General features: G+C 71.2%; 25 protein-coding genes. 11 read left to right on the forward strand and 14 right to left on the reverse strand.

The window, feature by feature from the left end; translation table 11 throughout:
• Window positions 1-38: 38 nt before the first annotated feature.
• Window positions 39-1,766: a glycerol-3-phosphate dehydrogenase/oxidase gene (locus tag G4X40_RS01630; protein ID WP_277829707.1), complete on the reverse strand. Its 1,728-nt coding sequence runs from the start codon at window positions 1,764-1,766 to the stop codon at window positions 39-41.
• 102 nt (window positions 1,767-1,868) lie between these two features.
• Here G4X40_RS01630 and glpK point away from each other — a divergent pair, with 102 nt between their 5' ends.
• Window positions 1,869-3,392 (forward strand): glycerol kinase GlpK, encoded by a 1,524-nt coding sequence (gene glpK / locus G4X40_RS01635; RefSeq protein ID WP_277829708.1) that lies wholly within the window; start codon window positions 1,869-1,871, stop codon window positions 3,390-3,392.
• A gap of 19 nt (window positions 3,393-3,411) precedes the next feature.
• Here glpK and G4X40_RS01640 read toward each other — a convergent pair whose 3' ends face one another.
• Window positions 3,412-4,587 (reverse strand): aminotransferase-like domain-containing protein, encoded by a 1,176-nt coding sequence (locus tag G4X40_RS01640; RefSeq protein WP_277829709.1) that lies wholly within the window; start codon window positions 4,585-4,587, stop codon window positions 3,412-3,414.
• A gap of 493 nt (window positions 4,588-5,080) precedes the next feature.
• Between G4X40_RS01640 and G4X40_RS01645 the strand changes: the two genes are divergently transcribed.
• From G4X40_RS01645 to G4X40_RS01660, 4 genes are all read left to right on the forward strand, one after another.
• The gene (locus G4X40_RS01645; protein ID WP_277829710.1) at window positions 5,081-5,968 is read left to right on the forward strand and encodes an AurF N-oxygenase family protein; all 888 of its coding nucleotides are present in this window, start codon (window positions 5,081-5,083) and stop codon (window positions 5,966-5,968) included.
• Between the two features lie 12 nt (window positions 5,969-5,980).
• Window positions 5,981-7,396, forward strand: a complete 1,416-nt coding sequence (locus G4X40_RS01650) for an FAD-dependent oxidoreductase (protein WP_277829711.1) — start codon at window positions 5,981-5,983, stop codon at window positions 7,394-7,396.
• 81 nt (window positions 7,397-7,477) lie between these two features.
• Window positions 7,478-9,112, forward strand: a complete 1,635-nt coding sequence (locus G4X40_RS01655; RefSeq protein WP_277829712.1) for an FAD-binding oxidoreductase — start codon at window positions 7,478-7,480, stop codon at window positions 9,110-9,112.
• Window positions 9,109-9,615, forward strand: coding sequence for a gamma carbonic anhydrase family protein (locus G4X40_RS01660; protein ID WP_277829713.1), 507 nt, complete (start codon window positions 9,109-9,111; stop codon window positions 9,613-9,615). Before G4X40_RS01655 ends, G4X40_RS01660 begins: the two co-directional genes overlap by 4 nt.
• Window positions 9,616-9,631: 16 nt before the next feature.
• Here the strand turns inward: G4X40_RS01660 and G4X40_RS01665 are convergent, their stop codons facing one another.
• The 4 genes from G4X40_RS01665 to G4X40_RS01680 all read right to left on the reverse strand — a co-directional run bounded on the left by G4X40_RS01665 (window position 9,632) and on the right by G4X40_RS01680 (window position 13,719).
• A complete protein-coding gene (locus tag G4X40_RS01665; RefSeq protein ID WP_277829714.1) occupies window positions 9,632-9,931 on the reverse strand; it encodes a hypothetical protein in 300 nt (99 codons plus the stop codon).
• A 62-nt stretch (window positions 9,932-9,993) separates the two neighbouring features.
• Window positions 9,994-11,712 (reverse strand): FAD-dependent oxidoreductase, encoded by a 1,719-nt coding sequence (locus tag G4X40_RS01670; RefSeq protein WP_277829715.1) that lies wholly within the window; start codon window positions 11,710-11,712, stop codon window positions 9,994-9,996.
• Window positions 11,713-11,730: 18 nt separating this feature from the next.
• Window positions 11,731-12,726, reverse strand: coding sequence for an AurF N-oxygenase family protein (locus G4X40_RS01675; RefSeq protein WP_408642093.1), 996 nt, complete (start codon window positions 12,724-12,726; stop codon window positions 11,731-11,733).
• Window positions 12,727-12,819: 93 nt separating this feature from the next.
• Window positions 12,820-13,719 carry a phosphatase PAP2 family protein gene (locus G4X40_RS01680; RefSeq protein WP_277829716.1) on the reverse strand — a complete coding sequence of 300 codons (900 nt, stop codon included), beginning with the start codon at window positions 13,717-13,719 and terminating at the stop codon, window positions 12,820-12,822.
• A gap of 93 nt (window positions 13,720-13,812) precedes the next feature.
• Here G4X40_RS01680 and G4X40_RS01685 point away from each other — a divergent pair, with 93 nt between their 5' ends.
• On the forward strand, window positions 13,813-14,394 hold the full coding sequence (locus tag G4X40_RS01685) for a hypothetical protein (RefSeq protein WP_277829717.1): 582 nt from the start codon (window positions 13,813-13,815) through the stop codon (window positions 14,392-14,394).
• Between the two features lie 9 nt (window positions 14,395-14,403).
• Here the strand turns inward: G4X40_RS01685 and G4X40_RS01690 are convergent, their stop codons facing one another.
• Complete coding sequence (locus tag G4X40_RS01690; RefSeq protein ID WP_277829718.1) at window positions 14,404-15,807, reverse strand: NAD(P)H-quinone dehydrogenase; 1,404 nt, start codon at window positions 15,805-15,807, stop codon at window positions 14,404-14,406.
• A gap of 177 nt (window positions 15,808-15,984) precedes the next feature.
• On the opposite strand from G4X40_RS01690, the gene G4X40_RS01695 reads away from it, so the two are divergent.
• Window positions 15,985-16,455 (forward strand): gamma-glutamylcyclotransferase, encoded by a 471-nt coding sequence (locus tag G4X40_RS01695; RefSeq protein WP_277829719.1) that lies wholly within the window; start codon window positions 15,985-15,987, stop codon window positions 16,453-16,455.
• A gap of 25 nt (window positions 16,456-16,480) precedes the next feature.
• On the opposite strand, the gene G4X40_RS01700 is transcribed toward G4X40_RS01695, so the two are convergent.
• From G4X40_RS01700 to G4X40_RS01710, 3 genes are all read right to left on the reverse strand, one after another.
• Entirely contained in the window at window positions 16,481-17,632 is a 1,152-nt protein-coding gene (locus G4X40_RS01700) for a M20 family metallopeptidase (protein ID WP_456299994.1), read from the reverse strand.
• Between the two features lie 20 nt (window positions 17,633-17,652).
• On the reverse strand, window positions 17,653-18,831 hold the full coding sequence (locus tag G4X40_RS01705; RefSeq protein ID WP_277829722.1) for a M20 family metallopeptidase: 1,179 nt from the start codon (window positions 18,829-18,831) through the stop codon (window positions 17,653-17,655).
• 75 nt (window positions 18,832-18,906) lie between these two features.
• Window positions 18,907-19,593 carry an enoyl-CoA hydratase/isomerase family protein gene (locus G4X40_RS01710; RefSeq protein WP_277829723.1) on the reverse strand — a complete coding sequence of 229 codons (687 nt, stop codon included), beginning with the start codon at window positions 19,591-19,593 and terminating at the stop codon, window positions 18,907-18,909.
• Window positions 19,594-19,630: 37 nt separating this feature from the next.
• Here G4X40_RS01710 and G4X40_RS01715 point away from each other — a divergent pair, with 37 nt between their 5' ends.
• Window positions 19,631-20,464 (forward strand): purine-nucleoside phosphorylase, encoded by an 834-nt coding sequence (locus G4X40_RS01715; RefSeq protein WP_277829724.1) that lies wholly within the window; start codon window positions 19,631-19,633, stop codon window positions 20,462-20,464.
• Window positions 20,461-22,092 carry a phospho-sugar mutase gene (locus G4X40_RS01720; RefSeq protein WP_277829727.1) on the forward strand — a complete coding sequence of 544 codons (1,632 nt, stop codon included), beginning with the start codon at window positions 20,461-20,463 and terminating at the stop codon, window positions 22,090-22,092. Before G4X40_RS01715 ends, G4X40_RS01720 begins: the two co-directional genes overlap by 4 nt.
• Window positions 22,093-22,098: 6 nt before the next feature.
• On the opposite strand, the gene G4X40_RS01725 is transcribed toward G4X40_RS01720, so the two are convergent.
• The 4 genes from G4X40_RS01725 to upp form a co-directional block, all read right to left on the reverse strand.
• Window positions 22,099-22,905 carry a Mut7-C RNAse domain-containing protein gene (locus tag G4X40_RS01725; protein WP_277829729.1) on the reverse strand — a complete coding sequence of 269 codons (807 nt, stop codon included), beginning with the start codon at window positions 22,903-22,905 and terminating at the stop codon, window positions 22,099-22,101.
• 133 nt (window positions 22,906-23,038) lie between these two features.
• Window positions 23,039-23,350: an integration host factor, actinobacterial type gene (gene mihF / locus G4X40_RS01730; protein WP_277829731.1), complete on the reverse strand. Its 312-nt coding sequence runs from the start codon at window positions 23,348-23,350 to the stop codon at window positions 23,039-23,041.
• Window positions 23,351-23,490: 140 nt separating this feature from the next.
• Window positions 23,491-24,336 carry a DUF72 domain-containing protein gene (locus G4X40_RS01735; RefSeq protein WP_277829733.1) on the reverse strand — a complete coding sequence of 282 codons (846 nt, stop codon included), beginning with the start codon at window positions 24,334-24,336 and terminating at the stop codon, window positions 23,491-23,493.
• Window positions 24,337-24,346: 10 nt separating this feature from the next.
• Entirely contained in the window at window positions 24,347-24,976 is a 630-nt protein-coding gene (gene upp, locus G4X40_RS01740; RefSeq protein WP_277829734.1) for a uracil phosphoribosyltransferase, read from the reverse strand.
• A gap of 172 nt (window positions 24,977-25,148) precedes the next feature.
• Between upp and G4X40_RS01745 the strand changes: the two genes are divergently transcribed.
• Entirely contained in the window at window positions 25,149-25,478 is a 330-nt protein-coding gene (locus tag G4X40_RS01745) for a type VII secretion target (RefSeq protein ID WP_277829735.1), read from the forward strand.
• A complete protein-coding gene (locus G4X40_RS01750; protein ID WP_277829737.1) occupies window positions 25,475-26,083 on the forward strand; it encodes a hypothetical protein in 609 nt (202 codons plus the stop codon). The genes G4X40_RS01745 and G4X40_RS01750 overlap by 4 nt, the downstream gene beginning before the upstream one ends.
• Window positions 26,084-26,085 lie beyond the last annotated feature (2 nt).

Here is a 26,085-nt window from a genome sequence, read left to right on the forward strand (position 1 = left end):
ACACTTTCGGGGCCGGGGTCCCACCGGAGGACACGGCATCACAGGATCACGGGTTCGAGGATCTCCGAGCGCGCCTCTGGGGCCGCCGCACGCAACGCGTCCGCACCCTCGTCGTCGCCCTGCTCCTGGGAGAGCACCTCGGCCTCCACCCGGCACCGGTAGTTGGTGACCTCGTGGGTGACCATCTCGGCATCCCAACCCAGTACCGGCGCAATGAGTTCCGCGACCTGCTGGGCGCAGTCGACCCCGCGGTGCGCGTACTCGATCGAGATGCGGGTGCGCCGGGCCAGCACGTCCTCGAGGTGCAGCGCGCCCTCGGCGGCCGCCGCGTACACCGCCTCCACCTGTAGATAGTTCGGCGCCTCGGCGATCGGGCCGAGCAGTTCCGGCCGGTCCTGCGCGAGCGCGAGCACCTCGTCGATCAGCGAACCGTACCGGTCGAGCAGGTGCCGCACCCGATAGGGATGCACCCCGTACCGGGTCGCGACCTGGTCCGCCTGGTTGATCAGCGCGAAGTATCCGTCGGCCCCGACCAGTCGCACCTTCTCGGTGATCGAGTCGGCGACCCGGCCCGGGACGTCCTCGGCGGCCGCGTCGACCGCGTCCGCCGCCATCACCCGGTAGGTGGTGTACTTGCCGCCGGCGATGGCGATCAGCCCGGGCGCGACCCGCGCGACCGCGTGCTCGCGAGAGAGCTTGGACGTCTCGTCGCTCTCACCCGCGAGCAAGGGCCGCAGCCCGGCGTAGACGCCTTCGATGTCGTCCGGGGTCAGTGACGTGACCAGCACCTTGTTCACCTGGCCGAGCAGATAGTCGATGTCGGCGCGGGTGGCCGCCGGGTGCGCCAGGTCGAGGTTCCAGTCGGTGTCGGTGGTGCCGATTATCCAGTGGCTGCCCCATGGGATGATGAACAGCACGGACTTCTCGGTGCGCAGGATGATCGCGGCCTCGCTGACGATCCGGTCGCGCGGGACCACGACGTGCACGCCCTTGGAGGCACGCACCTGGAAGCGCCCGCGCTCGCCGGAGAGCGACTGGATCTCGTCCGTCCACACCCCGGTCGCGTTGATCACCACGTGGCCGCGCACCTGCGTGGTCGCGCCGGTCTCCGAGTCGCGGATCTTCACCCCGCTGACCCGGTCGGCCTCCCGCAGGAACCCGACCACCTGGGTCGAGGTGCGCACCACCGCACCGTAGTGCGCCGCGGTGCGGGCGACGGTCATCGTGTGCCGGGCGTCGTCGACCACGGTGTCGTAGTAGCGGATACCGCCGATCAACGAGCCGCGCTTGAGGCTCGGCGCCATGCGCAGGGCGGCCGCCCGCGTCAGATGCTTCTGCGCGGGAACGGATTTCGAGCCACCCATGGTGTCGTACAGAAAGATGCCCGCGGCCATGTACGGCCGCTCCCACAGCCGGTGGGTCAGCGGGAACAGGAACTTGAGCGGCTTGACCAGATGCGGCGCCAGGCTCGACATGGACAGCTCGCGTTCGTGCAAGGCCTCGGCGACCAGCCCGAACTCGAGTTGCTCGAGGTAGCGCAGCCCGCCGTGGAACATCTTCGACGAGCGGCTCGAGGTTCCCGAGGCGAAGTCGCGGGCCTCGATCAACGCGACCTTCAGCCCGCGGGTGGCGGCGTCGAGCGCCGCGCCGCTGCCCACGACGCCGGCGCCGATCACCACCACGTCGAATTGTTCGGAACCCAACTGTTCCCAGGCCCGTTCCCGCTGCTCCGGCCCGAGTGACCGCGTACCCGCTTGTTCAGTCAAGATCAGCTCCTGTACGTTCGCCGTCCCGTCGCGCCGGTTAGAGTTGCGGCCCCGGCACAGTCTCAGGCTAACGGCAGGACCGTGAGTATGCAGGAGCGTCAGATGAGCGAACACGTCGTCAGCGGGCGCCGGTACGTGGCGTCGATCGACCAGGGCACCACCTCCAGCCGCTGCATCATCTTCGATCACGACGGCGCCGTCGTGCGGATCGCGCAGCGCGAGCACCGGCAGATCTTCCCGCGTCCGGGGTGGGTCGAGCACGATCCGGTCGAGATCTGGACGAACATCCGCGCGGTGTGTGGCGAGGCGCTGGCCGCCTCGGACCTGACCCCGGCAGACATCGCCGCCATCGGCATCACCAATCAGCGCGAGACGACGGTGGTGTGGGACCGGGCCACCGGCGAGCCGGTGTACCACGCGATCGTCTGGCAGGACACCCGCACCGACGTGCTTTGCCGCGAACTGGCCGACGGCGCGGGCGTGACCCGCTACCGGCAGACGACAGGGCTGCCGCTGTCCACGTACTTCGCCGGGCCGAAGATCCGCTGGATCCTCGACAACGTCGAGGGTGTCCGCGAGCGCGCGGAGGCCGGCGAATTGTGTTTCGGCACCATGGATTGCTGGCTGATGTGGAACCTCTCGGGCGGCGTCGACGGCGGACTGCACCTGACTGATGTCACCAACGCATCGCGGACCCTGCTGATGGACCTGCGAACCCTGGACTGGGACGAGGAGATCTGCGCACAGTTGCGGATCCCGATGTCGATGCTGCCGGAGATCCGCAGTTCCTCCGAGGTCTACTGCGAGGTCCGGGCGCGCGGCGTCCTCGGCGGGGTGCCGGTGGCCGGCATCCTGGGCGACCAGCAGGCCGCGACGTTCGGGCAGGCGTGCCTGCTCCCCGGCGAGGCCAAGAACACCTACGGCACCGGGAACTTCCTGCTGCTCAACACCGGCACCACGCCGGTGATCAGCGAGCAGGGACTGCTCACCACCGTCTGCTATCAGCTCGGCGAGCAGGCGGCGGTCTACGCGCTCGAGGGCTCGGTCGCGGTGACCGGATCGTTGATCCAGTGGTTGCGCGACAACCTCGGCCTGATCTCCTCGGCCGCGGAGGCAGAGGAACTGGCACGCAGCGTCGACGACAACGGCGGCACCTACTTCGTGCCGGCGTTCTCCGGGCTGTTCGCGCCGCGCTGGCGGCCCGAGGCGCGCGGCGCCATCGTCGGGCTGACCCGGTTCGTCAACAGGGGCCACCTCGCCCGGGCCGCGTTGGAGGCCACCGCCTTTCAGACCCGCGAGGTCATCGATGCAGCGGCCGCGGCGGGCATGCATCTGACCACGTTGAAGGTCGACGGCGGGATGGTGGTCAACGACCTGCTCATGCAGTTCCAGGCGGACATACTCGGAGTGCCGGTGGTCCGGCCGGTGGTCAACGAGACCACCGCGCTCGGCGCCGCCTATGCGGCCGGGCTGGCCGTCGGCTTCTGGGACAGCACCGAGGAGATCCGGGAGAACTGGTCCGCCGGGCACACCTGGCACCCGACCATGCCCGCCGCGGACCGCGAGGCCCTGTTCCACGACTGGAACCGGGCCGTCGAACGGACCTACGACTGGATCGAGGAGTGAGCCCGGATCGAGGGTCGGCTCAGATCGACGCGTGGGCCGAAGCAAGCCGTGAGACGCCGTCGCGCAACACCTCCGGCGCCGCGGTGGCATAGCTCAGCCGCAGCGCGGTGGTCAGCCGTGGGCTGAACGCGCCGCCGGGCACGAAGGCGACGCCGTGCCCGACCGCCGCCGCGAGCAGTCGGTCGGTGTCGGTGCCGTCCCGGAACTGCACCCAGCAGAACATGCCGCCGTCCGACTCGGTGCAGGTGACGCACTCGCCGAACGCCGACCGCATCGCGGTGACCAGCGCGGTCGCCCGCTCGCCGTAGATGGCGCGTAGCGCCGCGAGGTGCGCGGCGAACCATTCCTCGTCGGAGAGCAACTCCACCGCGATCGACTGGGACAGCGCGGAACCGCACAGGTCCGCCGCCTGCTTGAGCCGCTCGACCGCCCGGCACAGCTCGCGCGGTCCGGTCAGCCATCCGGTGCGCAGCGCGGGCGCAAGCGTCTTCGAGGTGCTGCCCAGTCGCACCACGCGATCCGAGGCGGCCGCCACCGGCGCCGGCGGCGGTGCGTGAAAATACAGCTGCCCGTAGGGATCGTCCTCGACGACGAGGAAGCCGTAGCGATCGGCGAGCGCGGCCAGGTGGGCCCGCCGCGCCGCCGCCAGGGTGACCCCGCGTGGGTTGTGAAAGGTCGCGACGGTGTGCACGAGCACGGGCCGCAGCCCCGCCGTCAGCATCTCCTCGAGCCGGCCGGTGCACATGCCGTCCGCGTCCAGCGGGACGGATTCGATTCGGGCGCCGACGGATTGGAACACCTGCCGAGCCCCCGGATAGGCGGGCTCCTCGAGCACCACCGCATCGCCGGGGTCGACCAGCGCCCGTGCGATCAGATCGAGCGCCTGCTGCGATCCGCTGGTGACGACCACACCGTGCGCGTCGACCTCGCGGCCCAGCTCCGCGGACTGCCGCTGTGCGAGCAGCTCCCGCAGCGCGCCGATGCCGGTGGTCTCGGTGTACTGCGCGGCCTCCGGCGAACGCAGCACCCGCCGTGCGGCGTCGGCCATCCGCGCGGTCGGCAGCATCTCGGCCGCGGGCAGGCCGCCGGCCAGGCTGATCACCTCGGGTCGTGCGGTCAGGGTGAGCAGGTCGCGGATGGCGGAGCTGTCCACCCCGCGGACGGAGCCGGACAGCCGGACGGACGGATCGGGCATGGGATCACCTCGGGTGAGTGCGCGGAAATGCTGACTCGCCTCGCCTGGATCGCGGCGTATGCGGCATCCGTGCCGTGCGGCGGTGGGCCACCGGCGTAACGGAGATGCGGCGATTCGAGTGCACCGCCGACCGGTCCAGCTTCACACACCCGACCAACCTGTGGAAGCGCCATCTCACCATTCGGGAATCACGCGCGGACGCCGCGCGCATTGCGTTCTGGTCACGACGCGCGCAGGACACGCGCCGAACCCGCATCCGTGGATAACATGAGCCACACCCACCACACCGACCCCGACTACCAGATCAGAACGCAATCCGCCACCGAATAGTGAAAACCAACGATTTTCGTACCGGTGTGCGGGACACCGCTGGGGCACGGACCCGGCATGTGGTTCGGTGGGGCGCACGAGCGGACGGGTGAGCCAGATAACATCCCCCGCACACCCAGATCGAATCGATGGTCTGCTGAGACCGAAGTGAGGACGAGGAAGGATGACAGCTTCCAGAAGCGATGCACTCTTCGAGAACCTTTTGGAATCTGCCCAGCGGCTGTCCTTCGATTCCCGCAGCCCGCAGCTCTACGAGCTCGAAAGCGGCGACGACGAACGACATGGGATGACCCCCGAGTGGTCCCCGCTCTACGGCACCCCGCTGTGGAACAGCATGACCGAGCAGGAGCGGGCCCGCCTGACCCGCAACGAGGTCGCACAGTTCCTCGGCGTCGGCATCTGGCTGGAGGTCGGCCTGCAGGTCGCGCTGCTGCGCGCGGGCCACAGCGCCGACCCGTCCCGCCCGGATATCAAGTTCCTGTTCAACGAGTGCGCAGACGAGAACATGCACTCGCTGATGTTCGTGGGCGCCATCGAGGCCATCGGTGCGAAGTTCTATCAGCGCGACCGGGCGCTCGACTTCTTCGGCTGGATCTTCCGGCACTTCGTCTGGGACGAGGTGGCCTACGGGGTGGTGCTCGCCGGCGAGGAGATCTTCGACGTCATGCAGCGCGACTGGATGACCGACGAGGACGTCGCCGCGCCGATCCGCCGCGCTGCCTACATCCACGTCGTCGAAGAGTCCCGGCACATGGCGTTCGCCCGCCGGAAGATCCGTGACCGGCTGGTCGGCCTGTCCCGGATCCGGCGCGCGGTGAGCACCCTGATCATCGCGATCGGCACGCACTTGATCGCGAAGGGCATGATCAACCGCCGCGTGTACGAGGACCTCGGCCTCGACTGGGAGGTCGTGCGCGCGAACATCGACGGCAACGAACACCACCGCATGATGTTCCGCCGGGCCGCGGAACCGTTCATCGAATTCCTGAGCAAAGAAGGACTGCTGAATTTCGGCGCTCGATGGATCTACCGGAAGTCGAACCTTCTCTGACCAGGAGTCACCATGACCCACGTCATCCTGGGGCATTGCTGCAAGGATGCGTCGTGCGTGCAGGTGTGCCCGCAGAACTGCATCCACCCCGCACCCGGCGAGGACGGCTTCGCCTCTGCCGAGACCCTCTTCATCGATCCGAACTCGTGTATCGACTGCACCGCGTGCGTCGAGGCCTGCCCGGCGTCGGCCATCAAACCCGGCTACGCGCTGACCGCGACCGAACTCCCGTTCGCGCAGCGCAACCGTGAGTTCTTCGAGTCGGCGCCGCCCGCCCCCCGGGTACGCCCGCGCCCGGTCTTCGGGCTGCCGCTGGCGACGCCCGCCGCCCGGCTGACCGTGGCCGTCGTGGGCTCGGGCCCGGCCGCGATGTACACGGTGCGCGAGCTGCTGCGGCGCTCGACGTCGATCCGGGTCACCGTCTACGAGCAGCACGAGACCTTCGGCGGACTGCTGCGCCGCGGGGTGTCGCTGGATCACACCGGCGTGCGGGACATGATCCGCCTGTTCGACGTCCCCTTCGGCGACGACCGCGTCACGGTCGTCCCGGACACGGAGATCGGCGTCGACGTGTCGGTAGAGGAACTGCGCGCGACGTTCGACGCCGTGGTGATCGCCTGCGGCGCCACCCAACCGCGCCGGCTCGATTCGGCGACCGCCGGCGACCGCACGCACGGGTCCGCGAACCTCCGGCAGGCCGGCAACATCCATCAGGCCATCGACCTGCTGGTCGCGGCGAACAGTGGATCCCCGAACCTGCGACCGCCAACCCTGGCCGGACCCGACTGCATCGTGGTCGGCGCGGGCAACGTCGCCTTCGACGCGGTGCGGTGGGTCGCCAAGAACCGCGACCGGTCCGCCGGCGGTCAGGTCGGGCAGCTGGTGGTCCTGTCGCGGTCGGCGCCGGAGCGCGCCTCGTTCACCCCGTCGGCGTTCTACGAGCTCCTCGAGCTCGACGGCGTCGAGGTCACGGTCGACGACGCCGGCGCGCTCCCACCGGCGGGTTCGGACAGCGCACTACTGCGGGCACTCTCGCGACTGAACACCGTCGACCTGCACGATCCGCACGCCGAGCCGGCGGGCCTGCGCATCGTGCTGTCCTTCGGGCAGGAGGCGACCGACGTCGCGGTGACCGACGACGGCGGTGTCGTCATCACGACCGCCGCGGGACGGACCTTCCACGCCGGCTCCGCGATCTGCGCCGCCGGCTTCACCACCAAGGTGATCGACGGCGTCCCGCTCGACAGGCGTGGGGTGGTCCCCAACCGGCAGGGCCAGGTGATCTCCGCCGAGACCGGCGAACCGCTCGACGGGCTGTACGTCGTCGGCTGGGCGAAGCGCGGCGCCTCCGGCGGTGTCGGCGACAATCGCGGCTGCGCGGCCGAGACCGTCGCACAACTCGCCACCGACCTGCTCGCCACGGTGTGAGACGGGCGCGATCACCGGAAATCGGCCCCGCGGTCATCTAGCATCCGCTGCGTCACCGGGCGAGCGATGGAGGAACCGCGCATGGGCCGCAGATCGTGGTGGGGTTGGGGCAACGTCGACGACGCGGTGACCGGTCGCGAACTGGGCGCGCTGACCGCGCGGGTGGCGGCCATGCTGCCGAGTGCCGACCTGACCGCGCACGACCCTCCCCCGCTCGACTCGCTGCCGATCCCCGCCCCGCGGATCTCGACGCCCGAGCCGTTGGCGCACCTGGCCTCCGGCGATCCCCGCGACCGGATCTCGCACGGACACGGACAGGCGTTCCGGGACGTGGTGCGGATGCTGCTCGGCCGGGTCGGGCACGTGCCCGATCTGGTGCTGCGCCCGCAGACCGAGCGCGACGTGGTCGACGTGCTGGACTGGTGCACCACCGCCGGCGTTGCGGTGATCCCGTTCGGCGGCGGCACCTCGGTGGTCGGCGGGGTCGAGCCGCGCTGCGCAGGCGACCACGCCGGCGCCGTCGCGCTCGATCTGGGCGAGCTGAACCGGGTGCTCGAAATCGACCGCACCAGCCGGGCCGCGCGCATCCAGGCCGGGATCCTCGGCCCGGCACTGGAGGACGCGCTGCGCCCGGACGGCCTGACGCTGCGGCACTTTCCGCAGTCGTTCGAGTTCTCCACGCTCGGCGGCTGGCTGGCCACCCGCTCCGGCGGGCACTACGCGACCGTCTACACCCACATCGACGAGATGGTCGAGTCGATGCGGGTGGTCTCCCCCGCCGGGACCGGCGAGTCCCGGCGGCTCCCGGGCTCGGGCGCCGGACCGTCGCCGGACCGGATGTTCCTCGGCTCCGAGGGCACGCTCGGGGTGATCACCGAGGCGTGGATGCGGCTACAGGAGCGCCCGCGGTGGCGCGCCGGCGCCTCGGCGGTGTTCGGCGACCACGACCGCGCGGTCGCCGCGACCCGCACCATTGCGCAGTCCGCACTGTTCCCGGCGAACTGCCGGCTGCTCGATCCGGTCGAGGCATTCATCAACGCCGGAACCGCCTGCGGCGGGGGTGTTCTGGTGCTCGGCTTCGAATCGGCCGACCATCCCGTCGACGCCGCACTGGCCCGCGCGGTCGAGATCTGCCGCGACCACGGCGGCACGCTCCCGGATGGCATCCGGGTCAGCGGCCCGCGCACGCCCGGCGCGGCAGAGTCCGGCGCGGCCGGCACCTGGCGGTCGTCGTTCCTGCGGATGCCCTATCAGCGGGATGCGCTGGCGGCCCGGTCGATGATCGTCGAGACCTTCGAAACCGCGTGCACCTGGGACCGTTTCGATGCGCTGCGGTCAGCTGTCCTGGGCGCCGCTGCCGCCGCGTTCGCGTCGGTCGGCACGACCGGGGTGGTGTCCTGCCGGTTCACCCACGTGTACCCGGACGGGCCCGCACCGTATTTCGGGATCTATGCGCCCGGCACCTGGGGCCGGACCGTCGAGCAGTGGGACGAGATCAAGTCGGCCGTCTCGGAGGCGCTCGCCGCGCAGGGCGCGACCATCACCCACCACCACGCCGTCGGCCGCGACCACCGGCCCTGGTACGACCGGCAGCGCCCCGACCCGTTCGCCGCCGCACTGCGCGCGGCAAAATCGACACTCGACCCGGCCGGGATCCTCAACCCCGGCGTCCTGATCGACCCGAGCCCACCGGAACACGAGGTAACGCACCGATGATCATCACCGTCGCCGACCACACGCCCGAGATCGACGACTCCGCCTGGATCGCGCCCAACGCGACCGTCGTCGGCCGGGCCCGCATCGCCGAGCGGGTCGGCATCTTCTACTCGACGGTGATCCGCGCCGACATCGAGGACATCACCATCGGCGCCGAGACGAACATCCAGGACGGCTGCGTGCTGCACGCCGACCCCGGTTTTCCGCTGACGGTCGGCGAGCGGGTGTCGGTGGGGCACAACGCGGTCCTGCACGGCTGCACTGTCGAGGACGAGGTGCTCGTCGGCATGGGCGCGGTCGTGCTCAACGGGGCACGCATCGGCACCGGCAGCCTGATCGCCGCCGGTGCCGTCGTGCCCGAGGGAGCGCAGATCCCGCCCGGATCGCTGGTCGCCGGGGTGCCCGCCAAGGTCCGCCGCGAGCTGTCCGAGGCCCAGCGCGCGAAGATCGCCCTCAACGCACAGGTCTACCTCGCGCTCAAGGACCTGCACGACCAGGTCTGAGCCGGGCCGTGCGGTGTCAGCGTCCGCCGAGGACCTGCGACGCGAGCGCGGTCCCGGCCGCGACCAGGCCCACCGACTGCCACGCGCCGACCTTCTTGGACAGCGGGTGCGAGGCCCCGAAGGCGCCGACATAGGTGCCGATCAGCGCGGCGGCCTTGCCCGCGCCGGCGTTCTTGACCCAGCTGTAAGTGCACACCCCGCCGGCCGCCGCGAGCACCGCGCCGCCGAGCTGCCGGTTGCCGGTCTGCCGCGCGACGGCGTACCCGCCGACGAGTCCGGCGGCGGCGAGGGCGGAGGTGGCGGTCTTGTTCAGCATTGCGGTTCTCCATTCGACAACGGCCGCCTCCAGGCGAGGCGGCCGTTACCGAGGCTACCGATCTATCGGACGGAGGACTTCCGCCGCAGCGTGAAGCGACGTTCGGGGGCGGGGGGCGCCACCGCGAGCGCGGTCCGCACCGCCTCGTCGGCATCGATGATCTTGTCGCGGACGCGTCCCTGGGTGGCGCCGGCCCGGCGTTCGGCGGCGTCGAGCGCGGCCCAGCCCTCGCGGTCGACCACGTCCGGTCGACGGCGCCGGACCAGCGCGGTCAACTCCGCCTGCGTGCCGACCGTCCGTCCCGGCCCGGCATTGACGTCGGCGAGCAACTGCTCGACCGTGTCGTGCGCGCAGCTCTTGTTGGTGCCGATGAACCCGGACGGCCCGCGCTTGATCCAGCCCGTCACGTAGGCGCCGGGGCTGTCGGTGACCTTGCCCCCGTCGTTCGGCACGGTTCCGGTCGCCGGATCGAAGGGCAGGTCGGCGACCCGCCGGCCGTGGTAGCCCACCGACGTGAGCACCAGCCCTGTCTCGATCCGCACCGGCTCGTCCGCGTAGTCGATGCCGTCGGCCGTGAACGCCCCGGGCGCGAACTCGGCGGCCTCGACCCGATCGGATCCATCGAACCCCTTGGGCGACAACAAGTACCGCAGCACGATGCGCTTGCCGCCGGCGACCGCGTCATCGGATGCCGACGGGAGCTGCCCGAGCACCGCGAGCTTGTGGTCGGCGGCGTGACCGAGCCCGCCCTCGTGCAGCCGGTGCTCCTCCTGCGAGCTGATGATCTCGCCATCGCGGTCGACCACCACCCGGTAGTCGGTGCCGGCGACCAGCCCGGTGAGCTCGGGCAGGGTGAACGCCGACTGGGCGGCGCCGCGCCGGCCGACCACCACGATCTCCTCGACCTTGCTCCCGCGCAACGCCGCCAGCGCCGCGCCGGAGATGTCGGTGCCGGCCAGCCGGTCGGGATCCGAGGCGAGGATCCGGGCGACGTCGAGCGCGACGTTGCCGTTGCCCACGATCACCACCCGCCGGTGCGAGAGGTCGAAAGTGCGGTGCGCGTGGTCGGGATGGCCGTTGTACCAGCCGACGAACTCGGTGGCCGAGGCGATGCCGGGCAGGTCCGCGCCGGGCACGTCGAGCCGCCGGTCCGACGAGGCGCCGACCGCGTAGATCACCGCGTGGTGGTGCGCGAGCAGTTCCTCGTGCGAGACGTCCGCCCCCGCGGCCACGTCGCCGACCTCGACGTTGAGGAAGAACTGGAAGCCGGGTTCGCGGGAGACCTTGTCATAGAGGTCGGTGACCTGCTTGGTGTGCTGATGGTCGGGTGCCACCCCGGCGCGGACCAGCCCGTACGGCGCGGGCAGCCGGTCGAAGACGTTGACCTGGGCACCGGCCTGCCGGAGGATCTCGTCGGCCGCATACATCCCGGCCGGTCCCGACCCGACGACGGCGACCCGTAGTCCGCCGAGGTCGGCGCGGGCTGTGGTCGACTCGATCATCGGCGCCAGCAGCGGCCGCTCACGCGGTTGCTTGTAGAAGTCCGCGTTGATCTCCAGGAACGGCAACAGCTCCTCGCTGAGCTTGCCATGCGGCAGGATCGCGCCGACCGGGCAGGCAGTCACACACGCACCGCAGTCGACGCAGGCGACAGGGTCGACGTGCAGCATCTCCGCGGTGAGGAAGTCCGGCTCGTCCGGCGTCGGGTGGATGCAGTTGACCGGGCACGCGTAGACGCACGAGCCGTCGCTGCAACAGGACTGGGTGACAACGTGAGGCATGGAACGGCTACTTCCGTATCAGGCGGCGGGTGCCAGCGGCTCGCGCTCGGGCTCGCTGCGGAACCGGGACGGACGGCCGTCGATCTTGAGCAGCTTCCACAGCTTCTTCGAGGACCGGTTCATCAGGCCGAGTTCCTCGCCGAGCATGCGCACGTCGCCGAAGTAACCGCTGAGCTCGCGGCGCGACGCCGGGGCGTCCCAGAACAGGTCCTTCTTGACCTGCTTGGGAATGTCGAACTCCTTGAAGAACTCCTTCGGCGGGATGACGATCACGTCGCACAGGATGCGCATGATGATCGGGAAGGCCAGCGAGAGGATGTACTTGGCGAAGCGGCCGTTGGCAGGCACGTGCTGGCGCAGGAACTCGTGTGCGAACGAGATGTGCCGGGCCTCTTCGGCGACGTGGATGCGCATGACGCCCTTGAGCGTGGGGTGGAAGTCGCCGTCGGTGCGCAGGTAGTTCTTCTGAATGTGGTCGATCGGTTCCTCACCGGCGAGCACACCCATGAAGAAGATCGACGGGAACGGCCACGCGGCCAGCCCGAGGAACGGTGCGACCCGGCGCATGACCGGTCCGAACCCCGGAACGTCCACGCCGGTGCGGTTGACCATCTCCTGGAACATCAGGGTGTGGTTGCACTCTTCCTTGACCTCGTGCGTGGCGTACCGGAACTCGGCCGAGCCGTTGGGCAGCATCGAGACGTACTGCATGAAGCCCCGGATGAGCACCTGCTCGAATCCCAGGCCCACCTTGGCGACGTTGGCCTGGCGGTACATGCCGACCGCGATCTGCTTCTCGCGCGGCAGCGCCTTGTACCAGGGGTGCGCGCCGAGCGGGTCGATCTCCGGCAGGATCCACCGGGTGTCGTCGGGGACGACCTGGAACTCCGGCGCGTCCCAGTCGATGTCCCTGTAGGGATCGAAGCTGCGGTGGATGGATCCGTCGGAGAGGCGCGTGAGCATCTCCTCGTACTCCTCGCCGGACTGCGTCGCCGGGGTCTCCATCGTCGTCATCGATCGATTCCTTTCGTCGGACCACAGATCCCGGCCCACTGCCACCATCGTGGCAATCAGTGTAACGAGGCGTCACAGGTAGAACAAGAGCGGTCATTCTGTGACCCGCGCCACCGTCTCGGACGGTGTCGGGCCCTGACCCGGGATCGTGGCCTGCGCCGCTGGTGGGAGCTGCCGCGCCGTCCTCCGACCTCGGCGTATCAACCGGCGCCCGGCCCACTGCACCGCCATCGCCAGGGCCAGCACCCCGGCCGCGACGATGCCGTCGAGCCAGTAGTGGTTGGCGGTGGCCACCACCACGAACACCGTCACCGCCGGATGCGCCAGCACCAGCCACCGCCACCGGCTCACCCCCGCGGTGATCACCCCGACCGCGACCAGCAGCGCCCAGGCGACGTGCACCGAGGGCATGGCCGACAGCTGGTTCGGCGACAGTTGGTCGGCGGACAGCGTGTCCAACGCCGCGTACACCGACTGTCCGTATTGTGCTGCGGTGTCGACGAATCCGGACCGTGGCAGCAGGCGTGGCGGGGCGACCGGCAGCAGCGCCACCAGCAGACATCCCGCCGTCACCAGCACCAGCGTGGTCCGCACGCGCGCGTAGTGCTCGCGGCGGCGCCAGAACAGCCATACGAGCAGGACCAGCAGCGCGGTCACGTGCGCGGTCGCATAGAACAGATTGCACGCCTGAGTCAGCCACGGATGCGGCGTGATCAGTTGCTGGACGGTCGATTCCGCGGGCAGCGGCAGCCACCGCCGCTCGGCGCGCACGATCGCGTGTCCCCGCTCGACCGCGCCCGCCGACCTGGTCAGCGCCAGCGCACCGACCCACTGCCACAGCGTGAACAGCGCGGCGATCACCCCTGCCTCGCGCACGGCCGGCGCGCTCGCGACCAGCCGGGCACGGCCGGACCGACCGGCCAGCGCCGCGGCGACGAACAGGGCCCCGGCCAGCAGCCCACCCTGCCGCCACGACATGTCGAGGTTGACCACCTCGTCACTATGCCGCCGCGCCCGGCGGGATTCAGGCGGTCCGTTGAATACCCGGTTGGACAACCGAATACGCGGCAAACCAGGATGGCCCCCATGACGATTCGTCCCCTCCGCCACCGGGCCGCACGCGCCGCGGTGATCGCCGTCGCCGCCGTCACCGGACTTGGCGCCTGCGCCAGCAGCAACTCGTCCTCTTCGTCGACCGGCGGCGGGAACCCGCAGGCGGCGGCGCAGCAGCAGGTGCAGGACCTGACGGGGCGGTTCATGACCGTCTTCAGCGGGGTCCAGACCGATCCCGCGAAATACCAGGGGCAGATCGAGACGGTGGCGACCGGCGGCGCCGCGCAGCAGATGCACCAGACCGCGCAGAACATCCTGACCCGCCACTTCAGCGCCACCGGCAGCTACGCCGCCGACCACGTCACGGTCCTGTCCACGCAGTTGCCCGGGGACAAGGGCGGCGAGAAGAAGGCCACCGCACAGGTCCGGCTGTGCTACAACCCGACCGGGATCACCGTCACCCAGCAGGACGGCAGCAAGGTCCCCACCGCACCGGGCATCCTCGACCACGCGCAGGTGACTTTCACCGTCGTCAACGCGCAGTACCCCGACGCCCAGGGCTGGCGGGTGCTGCGGGCACAGGGCGGCCCGAAGACGCCGTGCGAGGCGTCCTGATCCGAGCGGTCAGTCCAGATCGTCGTGGCGCATCAGCTGACGCGCCGCTTCGGTGACCGAACCCGACAGCGACGGGTACACCGAGAAGGTCGCGGCCACGTCGGCGACCGTGAGGTTGTTCTGCACCGCGATCGCGATCGGCAGAATCAGCTCGGACGCGGTCGACGCCACGACCACGCCGCCGATGACCACGCCGGTCGCGGGCCTGCAGAAGATCTTCACGAAACCGCGGCGCAGGCCCATCATCTTGGCCCGCGGGTTGGTGTTGAGCGGCAACATCACCGTGCGCGCGGGGATCTCACCGTTGTCGATGGTCGCCTGACTGACGCCGACGGTGGCGATCTCCGGCCGGGTGAACACAGCCGAGGCGACCGTCTTGAGCTTGATCGGGGTGACGCCCTCGCCGAGCGCGTGGTACATCGCGATGCGCCCCTGCATCGCGGCGACCGAGGCCAGCGGCAGCAGCGAGGTGCAGTCGCCGCCCGCGTAGATGCCCGCCACCTGGGTCCGCGAGACCCGGTCGACCGGGATGTGGCCGCTGCGTTCGAGTTCGATGCCGACCCGCTCGAGCCCCAGCCCGGACGTGTTGGGCACCGAGCCGACCGTCATCAGTGCGTGACTGCCGGTGACGGTGCGGCCGTCCGCGAGCTTGACGATCACGCCGTCCTCGGTGCGTTCGACAGAGTCGGCCCGCGCGTGCTTGACCAACGTCACGCCGCGTTCGGCCAGTGCGTCCTCGAGCACCAGAGCGGCGTCCGCGTCCTCGTGCGGCAACACCCGGTCGCGGCTGGAGACCAGCGTGACCTGGACGCCCATCTCCGTGTAGGCGGAGACGAACTCGGCACCGGTCACGCCGGAGCCGACCACCACCAGATGCGTCGGCAGCTCCTCGAGGTCGTAGAGTTGGCGCCAGGTCAGAATCCGCTCGCCGTCGGGCTCGGCGCCCGGCACGACCCGCGGGCTCGCGCCGGTGGCCAGCAGGACCACGTCGGCCTCGAATACCAACTGTTCGCCGTCGGGGAGCGTGGCCTGCACCTGGTGCGAGGCCATGCCGACGACCTGGTCGATCAGCTCGCCGCGGCCGGCGACGAGGTTCACGCCCTCGCGTTGCAGCCGCGCGCGGATGTCGGCGGACTGCGCCTGCGCCAGGCTCTTCACGCGGGCGTGCACCGCGGGCAGCGAGACCGATGCGTCGTCGGCCGAGAGCGAGACCCCCAGTGCCGCCGCGCGGCGCAGGTCGGTGCGCACGCCGGTCGAGGCGATGAACGTCTTCGACGGGACGCAGTCCCACAGCACGCAGGCACCGCCGACGCCGTCCGCGTCGATCAGGGTGACGTCCGCCCCGTACTGCGCCGCGACCAGAGCCGCCTCGTAGCCGGCCGGTCCACCACCGACGATCACGATCCGTGCCATGTGTCCTCCATACGGTTCACCTGAGAACTTCGGTGACCACCGACGGGGTGACCGCACACGATGGTCGCATCCACGCTAGTCGCCGTGGCCGCGGTTCGCGCAGTCGGCGGCGCACCGAGTTGCTCACATTTCCGACCGCCGTGTCCTGCCCCGGCGAGGAGCGCCTAATCTTGATCTGTGCCGATCTATGCCGCCTACGGGTCCAACATGCACCCGGAGCAGATGCTGCAGCGCGCGCCGCACTCCCCGATGTCCGGGACCGGCTGGATCCACGGGTGGCGCCTGACGTTCAGTGGCGGCGACATCGGCTGGGAGGGCGCCCTGGCGACCGTCGTCGAGGAGCCGGCCGCGAAGGTGTTCGTCGTGCTCTACGACGTGCCCGACGAGGACCAGGACAGCCTGGACCGCTGGGAGGGCTCGGAGCTCGGACTGCACCGCAAGATCCGGGTGCGGGTGGACACCGTCGACGACGGCCCGGTGCTCGCCTGGCTGTACGTGCTCGACGCCTATGAGGGCGGCCTGCCGTCGGCCCGCTACCTCGGCGTGATGGCCGAGGCCGCCGAGATCGCCGGCGCTCCCGCTGACTACGTGCGCGACCTGCGCACCCGCGAGAGCCGCAACGTCGGCCCCGGCAACGGCGTCGGCTGAGCCTGCCGCACCTTTCGACGCGTCGTCACCGCCGCACGGACAGCGCCGCCAGGTTCACCATCACCCGCACCCCGACCGCGAGCGCACGCTCGTCCAGGTCGAACGTCGGCTGGTGGATGTCCAGCTGCGGACCGCTGCCCGACCACACGCCGAGCCGCGCCATCGCGCCGGGCACGTGCTCGAGGTACCACGAGAAGTCCTCGCCGCCACCGGACTGCGGGGTGTCGGCCAGGGCGTCCGGGCCGAGCTGTTCGATCGCGTGCCGGAACATCGTCGTCGAGCACTGGTCGTTGATGACCGGCGGCACGCCGCGGCGGTAGTTCAGGTCGAAGGTCACGCCGGTCGGCGCCAGCAGGGCCGTCACGATCTCGCGGACCAGCGGCTCGAGCAGGTCCCAGGTGCGGTGGTCGGCGGTGCGCACGGTGCCGCGCAGCACCCCGACCTGCGGAATCGCGTTCGGCGCCTGCCCGGCGTTGACCGCACCCCAGACCATCACGGTGCCGGTGCGCGGGTCGATACGCCGGCTGAGCAGGCCCGGCAGCCCGGTGATGACGATCCCCAGCGCATGGACGAGGTCCTGGGTCAGGTGCGGGCGCGAGGTGTGCCCGCCCTCGGAATGAAGCACCAGCTCGACGGTGTCCGCCGCCGAGGTGATCGCCCCCTCACGCACGCCCACCCGGCCTGCCTCCAGGCGCGGATCGCAATGCAGCGCAAAGATTCTCGACACTCCCTCGAGTGCACCGGCCGCGATCACGTCCAGCGCTCCCCCGGGCATGACCTCCTCCGCCGGCTGGAAGATCAGCCGCGCCGCCAACGGCCTCCCGGCACCGACCGCCTCCTGCAGCGCCAGCGCGGTGCCGAGCAGGACCGCCGTGTGCGCGTCGTGACCGCACGCGTGCGCCAGTCCCTGCACGGTCGACGCGAACGGCAGCCCCGTCTGCTCCGGCAGCGGCAACGCGTCCATGTCGGCGCGCAGCCCGATCCGCTTCCCGTCCGGCCCGGGCGACCCGATGTCGCACACCAGCCCCGTGCCGCCGGGCAGCACCCGTGGCGACAGCCCGGCCGCGGTCAGATGCGAGACGACGTACTCCGTCGTCTCGTACTCGTCCCGGGCCAGCTCGGGATGTGCGTGGATGTGCCTGCGCCACACCGTGATCTGATCACCGTGTTTGGCCATCCAGCCGTCGAGCCACTCGTTCACCCGCATACTCCCCTCGATCGTGAGGCCACGCCGTCCAGGACCCGGGCACGCTGCGCCGGATCCGAGGCCAGTGCGGCCGCGGTGGCGGCCAGCGCGGTCGCACCGTCGAGCACCGCGGCATCGGCGGATCCGGTGATGCACGCGGCCGCGAACTCGGGCTGGTGGGTGACCGCACCGCCCGTGTCGAGCCCGATCACCGGGTGGATAGCCGGGAGCACCGTGGTCACGTTGCCCATGTCCGTGCTGCCCAACGGGTGCGCCCGCTCCATCTCGACCGGCAGCAGCACCCGCCCGAGGTCGAGGGCCGCCTCGCGGTAGGCCGTGACCAGCCAGGGGTCCGGGCGCAGCTCCGCATAGGGCGGCGACACGACGCGCACCTCGTGCGTGCACCCGGCGGCCAGCGCCCCGGCCGCGAAGCAGTCGTCCGCGCGCCGCCGCAGCCGGTCGAGCGAGTCGGCGTCCGGGGCGCGCAGGTAATAGAGCAACTCGGTGTGCGCCGGCACCACGTTCGGTGCGACACCTCCCTCGGACACGATGCCGTGCAGCTGCTGCCCGGGCTCGAGGTGCTGGCGCAGCAGCCCCAGCGCCACCTGGGCGACCGTGACGGCGTCGCCGGCGTTGCGCCCCTGCTCGGGCGCCGCGGCAGCGTGCGCCTCCTTGCCGGTGTACGCGACCGACAGGTCCGCGAGCGCCAGCGAGGTCGCCCCGGCGATGTCGAGCGGCCCGGGGTGCACCATCATCGCGGCAGCCACGTCGTCGAACACTCCGCGCTCGAGCATGAGCACCTTGCCGCCGCCGGTCTCCTCCGCCGGGGTGCCGATCACGCGGACCGTCACGCCCAGCGCGTCGGCATGCGCGGCCAGCGCGAGGGCCGCGCCGACCGCCGCCGCGGCGATGATGTTGTGCCCGCACGCGTGGCCGAGACCCGGCAGCGCGTCGTACTCCGCGCAGATACCTATGACCAGTTCGCCACTACCGCATTCGGCGGTGAACGCGGTGTCCAAGCCCGCCACCGGACGCCGGACCTCGAAGCCGCGGGCACCCAACAGCTCGGTCAGCTTGGCGACGCTGCGGTGCTCGGCGAACGCCAGTTCCGGTTCGGCGTGGATCGAGTGCGAGAGCGCGATCAGGTCGGCCGCAGCCGCCAGGACCGGTGCACGCACGTCGAGAGTCACCCGCCCAGTCTCTCACCGGGCGGGCCGGGCCGTGTGCACACCGGCGCCCGGCGATCCGGCCGGATGCGGTCCGGCTCAGACCAGCTTGGGCGTCTTGACCGACAGCGCCTCGAGCAGCGCGGCGTGGATGCCGCGCTTGATCCCCGCCAGGTTCGGTCCGTGCAATGCGGCGGTCGCAGCGGCCCGGGCGACCGCGGCGCCGAGCAGCTCGGACTCGTCGGCGACCTGATTGACGATGCCCGCGGCCAACGCGTCGGCGCCGCCGTAACGCCGGCTGGTCGTCATCGCCTCCACCGCGGTGGCGCGCGGGAGCTGGGTCGTCATCAACGCGTTCATGCCCACCGTGAACGGCATGTTCAGCTGGGCCTCGGGCAGGTTGTAGAAGCCGCGGTCGCCGCGCATGACCCGCAGATCGTGCGCGGTCGCCAGCATGGCGCCGGCGCCGAACGCGTGCCCCTGCACGGCCGCGACCGTGGTCATCGGGAAGGCCAGCAGCCGCGCGTACACGGTGTGCACGCGGTCCAGGTACTCGCCGAAGGAGTCCATGTTCGCGAACAGCCACTCTGTGTCCAGGCCGTTCGTGTAGAACTTGCCGGTCGCCGTGGTGACCAGGGCCGCGGGACCCTCGTGCGCCTCGACCTCGTCGAGCGCGGCGTGCACGGCCGTGATCCAGTCCGGATGGAACCGATTCTCGTTGTCGACCTCGTCCCGGTTGCCCAGGTACAGGATGAAGACGTCGCCCTCGCGCTCTAGGTATGGCATGCGGCGAGAATATCGTCGAGAGGCGACAATCGACGCCATGGCCTCCAGTGATCCGCGTCAAGTCGACCCGACACCCGTCACCGACCCGCAGCTCTGCGCCGGACGCGCCGCCGAGTTCCTGGTCCGCCACACCGGCATCCCCGAACATCACGTCGCGATCGTGCTCGGCTCCGGTTGGCAGGCCGCCGCCGACGTGCTCGGCGAACCGCTCGCCGACCTGCCGATGGCCGAGGTGCCCGGCTTCGCGCCCCCGACCGTGGCGGGCCACCGCGGACGGATCCGCTCCGTGCTGGTCGGCGAGCGCCGGGTGCTGGTGCTGCTCGGCCGCACCCACGCCTACGAGGGCCACGACCTCGGCTATGTCGTGCACCCGGTGCGCACCGCCTGCGCGGCCGGCGCCGAGACGGTGATCCTGACCAACGCCGCCGGCGGACTGCGCGAGGACCAGATGGTCGGGCGGCCGGTACTGATCAGCGACCATCTCAACCTGACGGGCCGATCGCCGCTGGTCGGCCCGCAGTTCGTCGACCTGGTCGACGCCTACTCCCCCGACCTGCGCGCCCTCGCTCGCCGGGTCGACCCGGAGCTGGCCGAGGGCGTCTACGCCGGGCTGCCCGGCCCGCACTACGAGACGCCCGCCGAGATCCGGATGCTCCGCACGCTCGGCGCCGACCTCGTCGGCATGTCGACCGTGCACGAGACGATCGCCGCGCGCGCCGCGGGCGCCCGGGTGCTCGGCCTGTCGCTGGTGACCAACCCGGCCGCAGGCATCACCGGCATGCCGATCGACCACACCGAGGTACTGGCGGCCGGGGCCGCCGCGGCGACCGCGCTGGGCGAACTGCTGCGTGGCGTGGTCGAGCGGTTGTGAGCGCCCCGGAGACCGGAACCGACGACCTCGCCGATCGTGTCGCCGCCTGGATCGCGGCCGATCCGGACCCGGCGTCGCGGGACGAGCTGCGCGGGCTGACCGACGACGAACTGGCCCAGCGCTTCTCGTCGCCGCTGACGTTCGGGACCGCCGGACTGCGGGGGCCGTTGCAGGCGGGCCCGTCGGGGATGAACGAGGCGGTCGTGCTGCGGACCACCGCCGGGCTGGCCCGCCGACTGACCGACCGCTGCCTGGGCGGCGGGACGGTGGTGGTCGGCAGGGACGCCCGCCACGGCTCCGAGTCGTTCGCCCACGCCGCCGCCGAGGTCCTCGCCGCCGCGGGGTTCCGGGTGGCGCTGCTGCCCCGGCCGCTGCCCACCCCGGTGGTCGCGTTCGCGGTGCGGCACCTCGGCGCGGTCGCGGGCGTGCAGGTCACCGCCTCGCACAACCCGCCGCGCGACAACGGCTACAAGGTGTACGTGGACGGTGGCGCGCAACTGATCTCGCCCGCCGACCGCGAGATCGAGGCCGCCATCGCGCAGGCCGGCCCGGCGAACGCGATCCCGCGAACGCCGGTGGACCCGGCCGGCGAGGATCTGGTCGAGCGCTACCTGGACCGGGTGGCCGCGCTGCCGCACGGGACGGACCGCGGCATCCGGATCGCGCTGACCGCGCTGCACGGCGTCGGGGGCGCCACGGCGGTCGCCGCGCTGCGGCGCGCCGGCTTCAGCGACATCCACACGGTAGCAGGTCAATTCGATCCCGACCCGGACTTCCCGACGGTGGCCTTCCCGAACCCGGAGGAACCCGGGGCGACCGACGCGCTGCTGGCACTGGCCGAGCGGGTGGGTGCCGATGTCGCGATCGCCCTCGATCCCGACGCGGACCGCTGCGCGGTGGGCATCCCAGAACCGCACGGATGGCGGATGCTCACCGGCGACGAGACGGGCGCATTGCTCGGCGACCATGTGCTCGCCGTCGCGCCTGCGGGCTCGCTGGTGGCGACGACGGTGGTGTCCTCGCGGCTGCTGGAGGCGCTCGCGGCCGCCCGCGGCGCGCGATATGTGCAGACGCTCACCGGGTTCAAGCACCTGGTGCGGGCCGGCAACGGGCTGGTGTACGCGTATGAGGAGGCGCTCGGGCACTGCGTGGATCCGGACGCGGTGCGCGACAAGGACGGGATCTCCGCGGCAGTGCTCGTCTGCGACCTCGCCGCCGGGCTCATGGCGCGGGATCGCAGCCTCGCGGACCTGCTCGACGACCACGCCGTCGAGTTCGGTGTGCATGCGACGGGCCAGGTCTCGCGACGCTTCGACAGGATCGAGGAGCGCGCCGCGGTGATGGATGCGGTACGCCGCCGTCCGCCGTCGACGCTGGCCGGGATGGCGGTGGAGTCCGAGGACCTGGCGGTCCGGCGCGACCGCCTGCGCACCGATGCGGTGGTGCTCGGCGGCGCCCGCGCGGGCGAATCGGTGCGGATGGTGCTGCGCCCGTCCGGGACCGAGCCGAAGCTCAAGGCATACATGGAGGCGGTGGTGCCGGTCGCGGACCGCGCCGCGCTCGCAGGCGCGCGAGCACGTGCCGAGAGGCTGTTGGCTGAACTGCGCACCGCGGTGCCGTGGGAGTGAGCATGCTCACCAGGTGACCCCGACCTCGGCGAGCCGGCGGCGCAACCGCTCCACATGGCTTCCGCGCCAATAGATCCGGCAACAGTCCCCGCAGCGACTGAACGTCCGCTGTTCGCGGGCGACCTGCTCCGGCACCGACCCGCGGGCGTCCTGCCGGGTGGTCGGTGTGATGAGCCCGTTGCAGCGCGCGCACCTGGTCAGCGGCGCAAACGTGCCCCACAGCTCGAACCGGTCGACGACCTCGCGGAGTTGCCGGCGCGGATCCGTCTCGTGCAGGAAGGCGCCGCGGGTCAGGGCCGCGCGCTTGAGCAGTCCGACGTCGCGGGTGAGCAGGATGCGCCCGGATTCGGTCGCGATGTCCAGCAGTTCGTCGTCGTCTGCGTCGTTGCGGTACCGGCTGTCGAAGCCCAGCAGGCGCAGGTAGGCGGCGAGCCGGCCCAGATGCACGTCCAGCAGGAACCGCGGCGACCTCAGCGGGTGCGGTCGCAACCGCGTGACACCGTGCAGGTCGAAACGCTCGAACACCGGGTACACCGCGACGCGTTCACCGCCGCACAGCCGCCTGTCGAAGTCCACCGACTGCCCGTCGACCAGGATCAGGTCGACCTCGGTGTGCGGGACCCCGAGTGACTCGACGCGGTCCTTGACCGTCGGCGTGCCGTCGAAGTCGTGCGTGAAGGTGCGTTTGCGCAGCGCCGGGCGCAGGAAGTCGTTCAGTTCCTCGTAGAAGCGGAACTCACAGCGAGCGCGGCCCCCGGCATCGGGGACCTTGTCGACGGGGATCTTGTCGTCGTGAGGTGCGTTTCCGGCCATGGCTCGGCGTTCCGGCGTCGTACAGCTCCGGGTCTCACGCTACGCCCGCATCGGATAGCGGGTGCGGCCCGAAAACGGCGAACGGACCCATCCCCGCGCGTTCACGCGGAGATGGGCCCGTCGATTGCCTGACTCAGGCGGTGCGGGCGAGCAGCGCCTCGCGCTGATTCGCCCCGAGCCCGCCGATGCGGCGGGTGTCGGCGACACCGAGCTCGTCGAGCAGCTTCTTCGCTCCGACCGCGCCGACGCCGGGCAGCGCCTTGACGACCGCGGAGACCTTGGTCTTCTTGATGATCTCGTCCGTCTCCGCCTTCTTGAGCAGATCGGCGATGCTCAGATCGCCGGACTTGACCGAAGCCAGCAGTTCCGCCCGGGCGCGACGCGCCTCGCCGGCCTTTGCCAAGGCCTCGGCACGTTGCTCAGGGGTCAACTGTGGAAGCGCCATGCGTGGAATCCTCCCCACTCGTAAATGCACTGTCCCCGTCATCATGCAGTACGAATCCCCCGGTGGCACGCATTGAGTCCGAAATTCGCCGCCCGCGCGTGTTCGGTGGCCGGCGCGACGGGACCCCAGGTCGGCGGCGGTCAGCGGCGCGCGAGTCGTTCCAGCAACCCGAGGGCGTCGAACGGCGCCCGTCCCTTCACGTCGTTGTCGAAGTAGGCGAACACCTGCTGCCCGTCGTCCGCCCAGCCGGTGACGAGGTCCGCCCACCGGTCCAGCGCGGCGTCGGTGTAGCCGGAGGCATACAACTCCTTGTCCCCGTGTAACCGCAGGTAGGCGAGGTCCGCGGTGCGTTCGCGGATCAGCGGGTACCGGCCCGCGGTGTCGGCGACGACGATCGCGACCGCGTGCCGCCGGAAGATCTCCACCGCCTCGGGGACCGCGAAACCGTGGTGACGCACCTCGACCGCGTGCCGCAGCGGCCGGTCCGCGTCGGTCTCGGTCCAGGCCCGGTCGTCGCCGATCGTGTCGTCGTGCCTGGCGGCCAGCGCCGCGGCCCGCACCGTGGTGGCAGGCAACACGCCGAGGAACGCCTCCAGACGGTCGGCGTCGAACGCGAGCGTCGGCGGCAGCTGCCACAGGATCGGCCCCAGCTTCGGTCCGAGCGCCAGCAGCCCCGAGGCGAGGAAGTTGGCCACCGCGGTCTCGGCGTCCACGAGACGTTTCATGTGGGTGATGTACCGGTTGGCCTTCACCGCGAAGACGAAGTCGTCCGGGGTCTCGTCGCGCCACCGCAGATAGCTCGCCGGGCGCTGCAGCGCATAGAACGAGCCGTTGACCTCGATCGAGGTCAACCGCTCCGCCGCGTAGGCGAGCTCGCGGCGGTGGACCAGCCCCGGCGGGTAGAAGTCGCCCCGCCAGCCCGGATAGGTCCACCCGGAGATCCCGACCCGGACCTGCCCTGTGCGTGAGTTTCGGGGTCCGGCCATCGCATTGCGCTCACAGGTAGCGGGGACCGAACTGGCGGTCACCGGCATCGCCGAGCCCCGGCACGATGAACGCGTCGTCGTTGAGACCCGTGTCGACGACCGCGGTGACCACACGCACCGTCGGCGCCGCCCGCTCGAGCGCCGCCAGGCCCTCGGGCGCGGACACCACGCACACGGCGGTGATGTCGACCGCACCACGGGCCGCGAGCAGGTCGACCGTGTGCACCATCGAGCCGCCGGTGGCCAGCATCGGGTCGAGCACGAACACCGAGCGGGCGCTCAGGTCCGGCGGCAGCGCCTCGAGGTACGGCACCGGCAGGTGCGAGTCCTCGTCGCGGGCGAGCCCCACGAAACCCATCTGGGCCTCGGGGATCAGCGCCTGGGCCTGTTCGACCATGCCGAGTCCCGCGCGCAGCACCGGCACCAGCAGCGGCGGGTTGCTCAGCCGCGCCCCCGTCGTCGTGGCGACCGGGGTCTGCACGTCGATCTCGGTCAGCGCGGCGTCGCGGCAGGCCTCGTAGACCAGCATCGTGGTCAGCTCACGCAGCGCCCCGCGGAACGCCGCGTTGTCGGTGCGCTGGTCACGCAGGGTGGTGAGCCGGGAGCGGCACAGCGGATGGTCGACGACGAGCACGTCCATGTCCGCAAGCGTAGGCACAACGACGCCCGTGCACGACCGATCTCGGGGGTCGCCCTCGCTCCGGTGCGGGATCGCGGAAGCCCTGGCGCGGGAACCGGTTCGCCGTCTGCCCCGTCCAACGAGGTGACCGGCCCACCGCCATCCGGGGAGGGCCATCAGGGGAGGCGCACACATGAGCGACACGAGCACCACCACGGGCACCCTGCGTGCCGACACCGCGGCCATGGCAGCGGCCGCCGACCGGATCGCCGGACTGTCCGAGCACGCCGAGCACGCCGCCGCCGCGGTCGGAGACGCCGCCGGGTTCGATCTGCGGCCGGTGTTCGGTTGTGTCGGAGGCGAATTCGTCGCCTCCTGCGACGCGGCCCAGAGCCGGCACCGCGAGGCGCTGATCTCGCTGGCCGGGCTGATCCGCGACGTCGCCGACACCGCGCACGCGACGGCCGGCGCCTATGCGGACGCGGAGCGCCGCGCCGCCGACGAGCTGGCGGCCCTGCGATGAGCGACCCGCTCGCCCGCCCGGTGGATGCGCTGGTGCGCCCCATCGCCGACCTCGCCGACGGACTCGGCTCGGGGGTGCTCGGTCCGCACGGACCGGCCGCCGCGCTCACGGCGGCCACCGACGGCCTGACCACGCTGCACGAGCAGGGCTCCGCCGCGATCGCCGAGCTCGACGCCGCCTGGAACGGCCCGGCCGCAGCCTCCGCGCTGGACAAGCTGCACACGGTGACCGCGGCGGTCACCGACCTCGCCGAGCGCGGCGCACAGATCGCCGCGACGGTCTCGCGGGCCGCGGGGACGGTCGGGACCGGGGCCGCCGAACTGGACGGCCTGCTCGAATCGTTCGCCCGGATCACCCGCGACCTGACACCGATGCGCGGCACCCTCGAGGGGCAGGTGCTACTGCTCGGCGCGGCCCTCGAACACCTCGGGAAGGCGATCACCGTGGCGGTCGGGGTGGAGCAGCAACTCGCGGGTCAGGGCGCCGCGATGCAGACACTGACCGAGCCCATCGCGCTCCCCTCCGCGCCGGGACCGGTCTCCGTACCTGCGGCCCCATCGGCCCCGGCCACCCCGCGGACGACAGTTCTCAGTAAATCTCGCTAGGC

It is taken from the genome of Speluncibacter jeojiensis, from assembly GCF_029589495.1.
Taxonomy (GTDB): Bacteria; Actinomycetota; Actinomycetes; order Mycobacteriales; family Mycobacteriaceae; genus Speluncibacter; species Speluncibacter jeojiensis.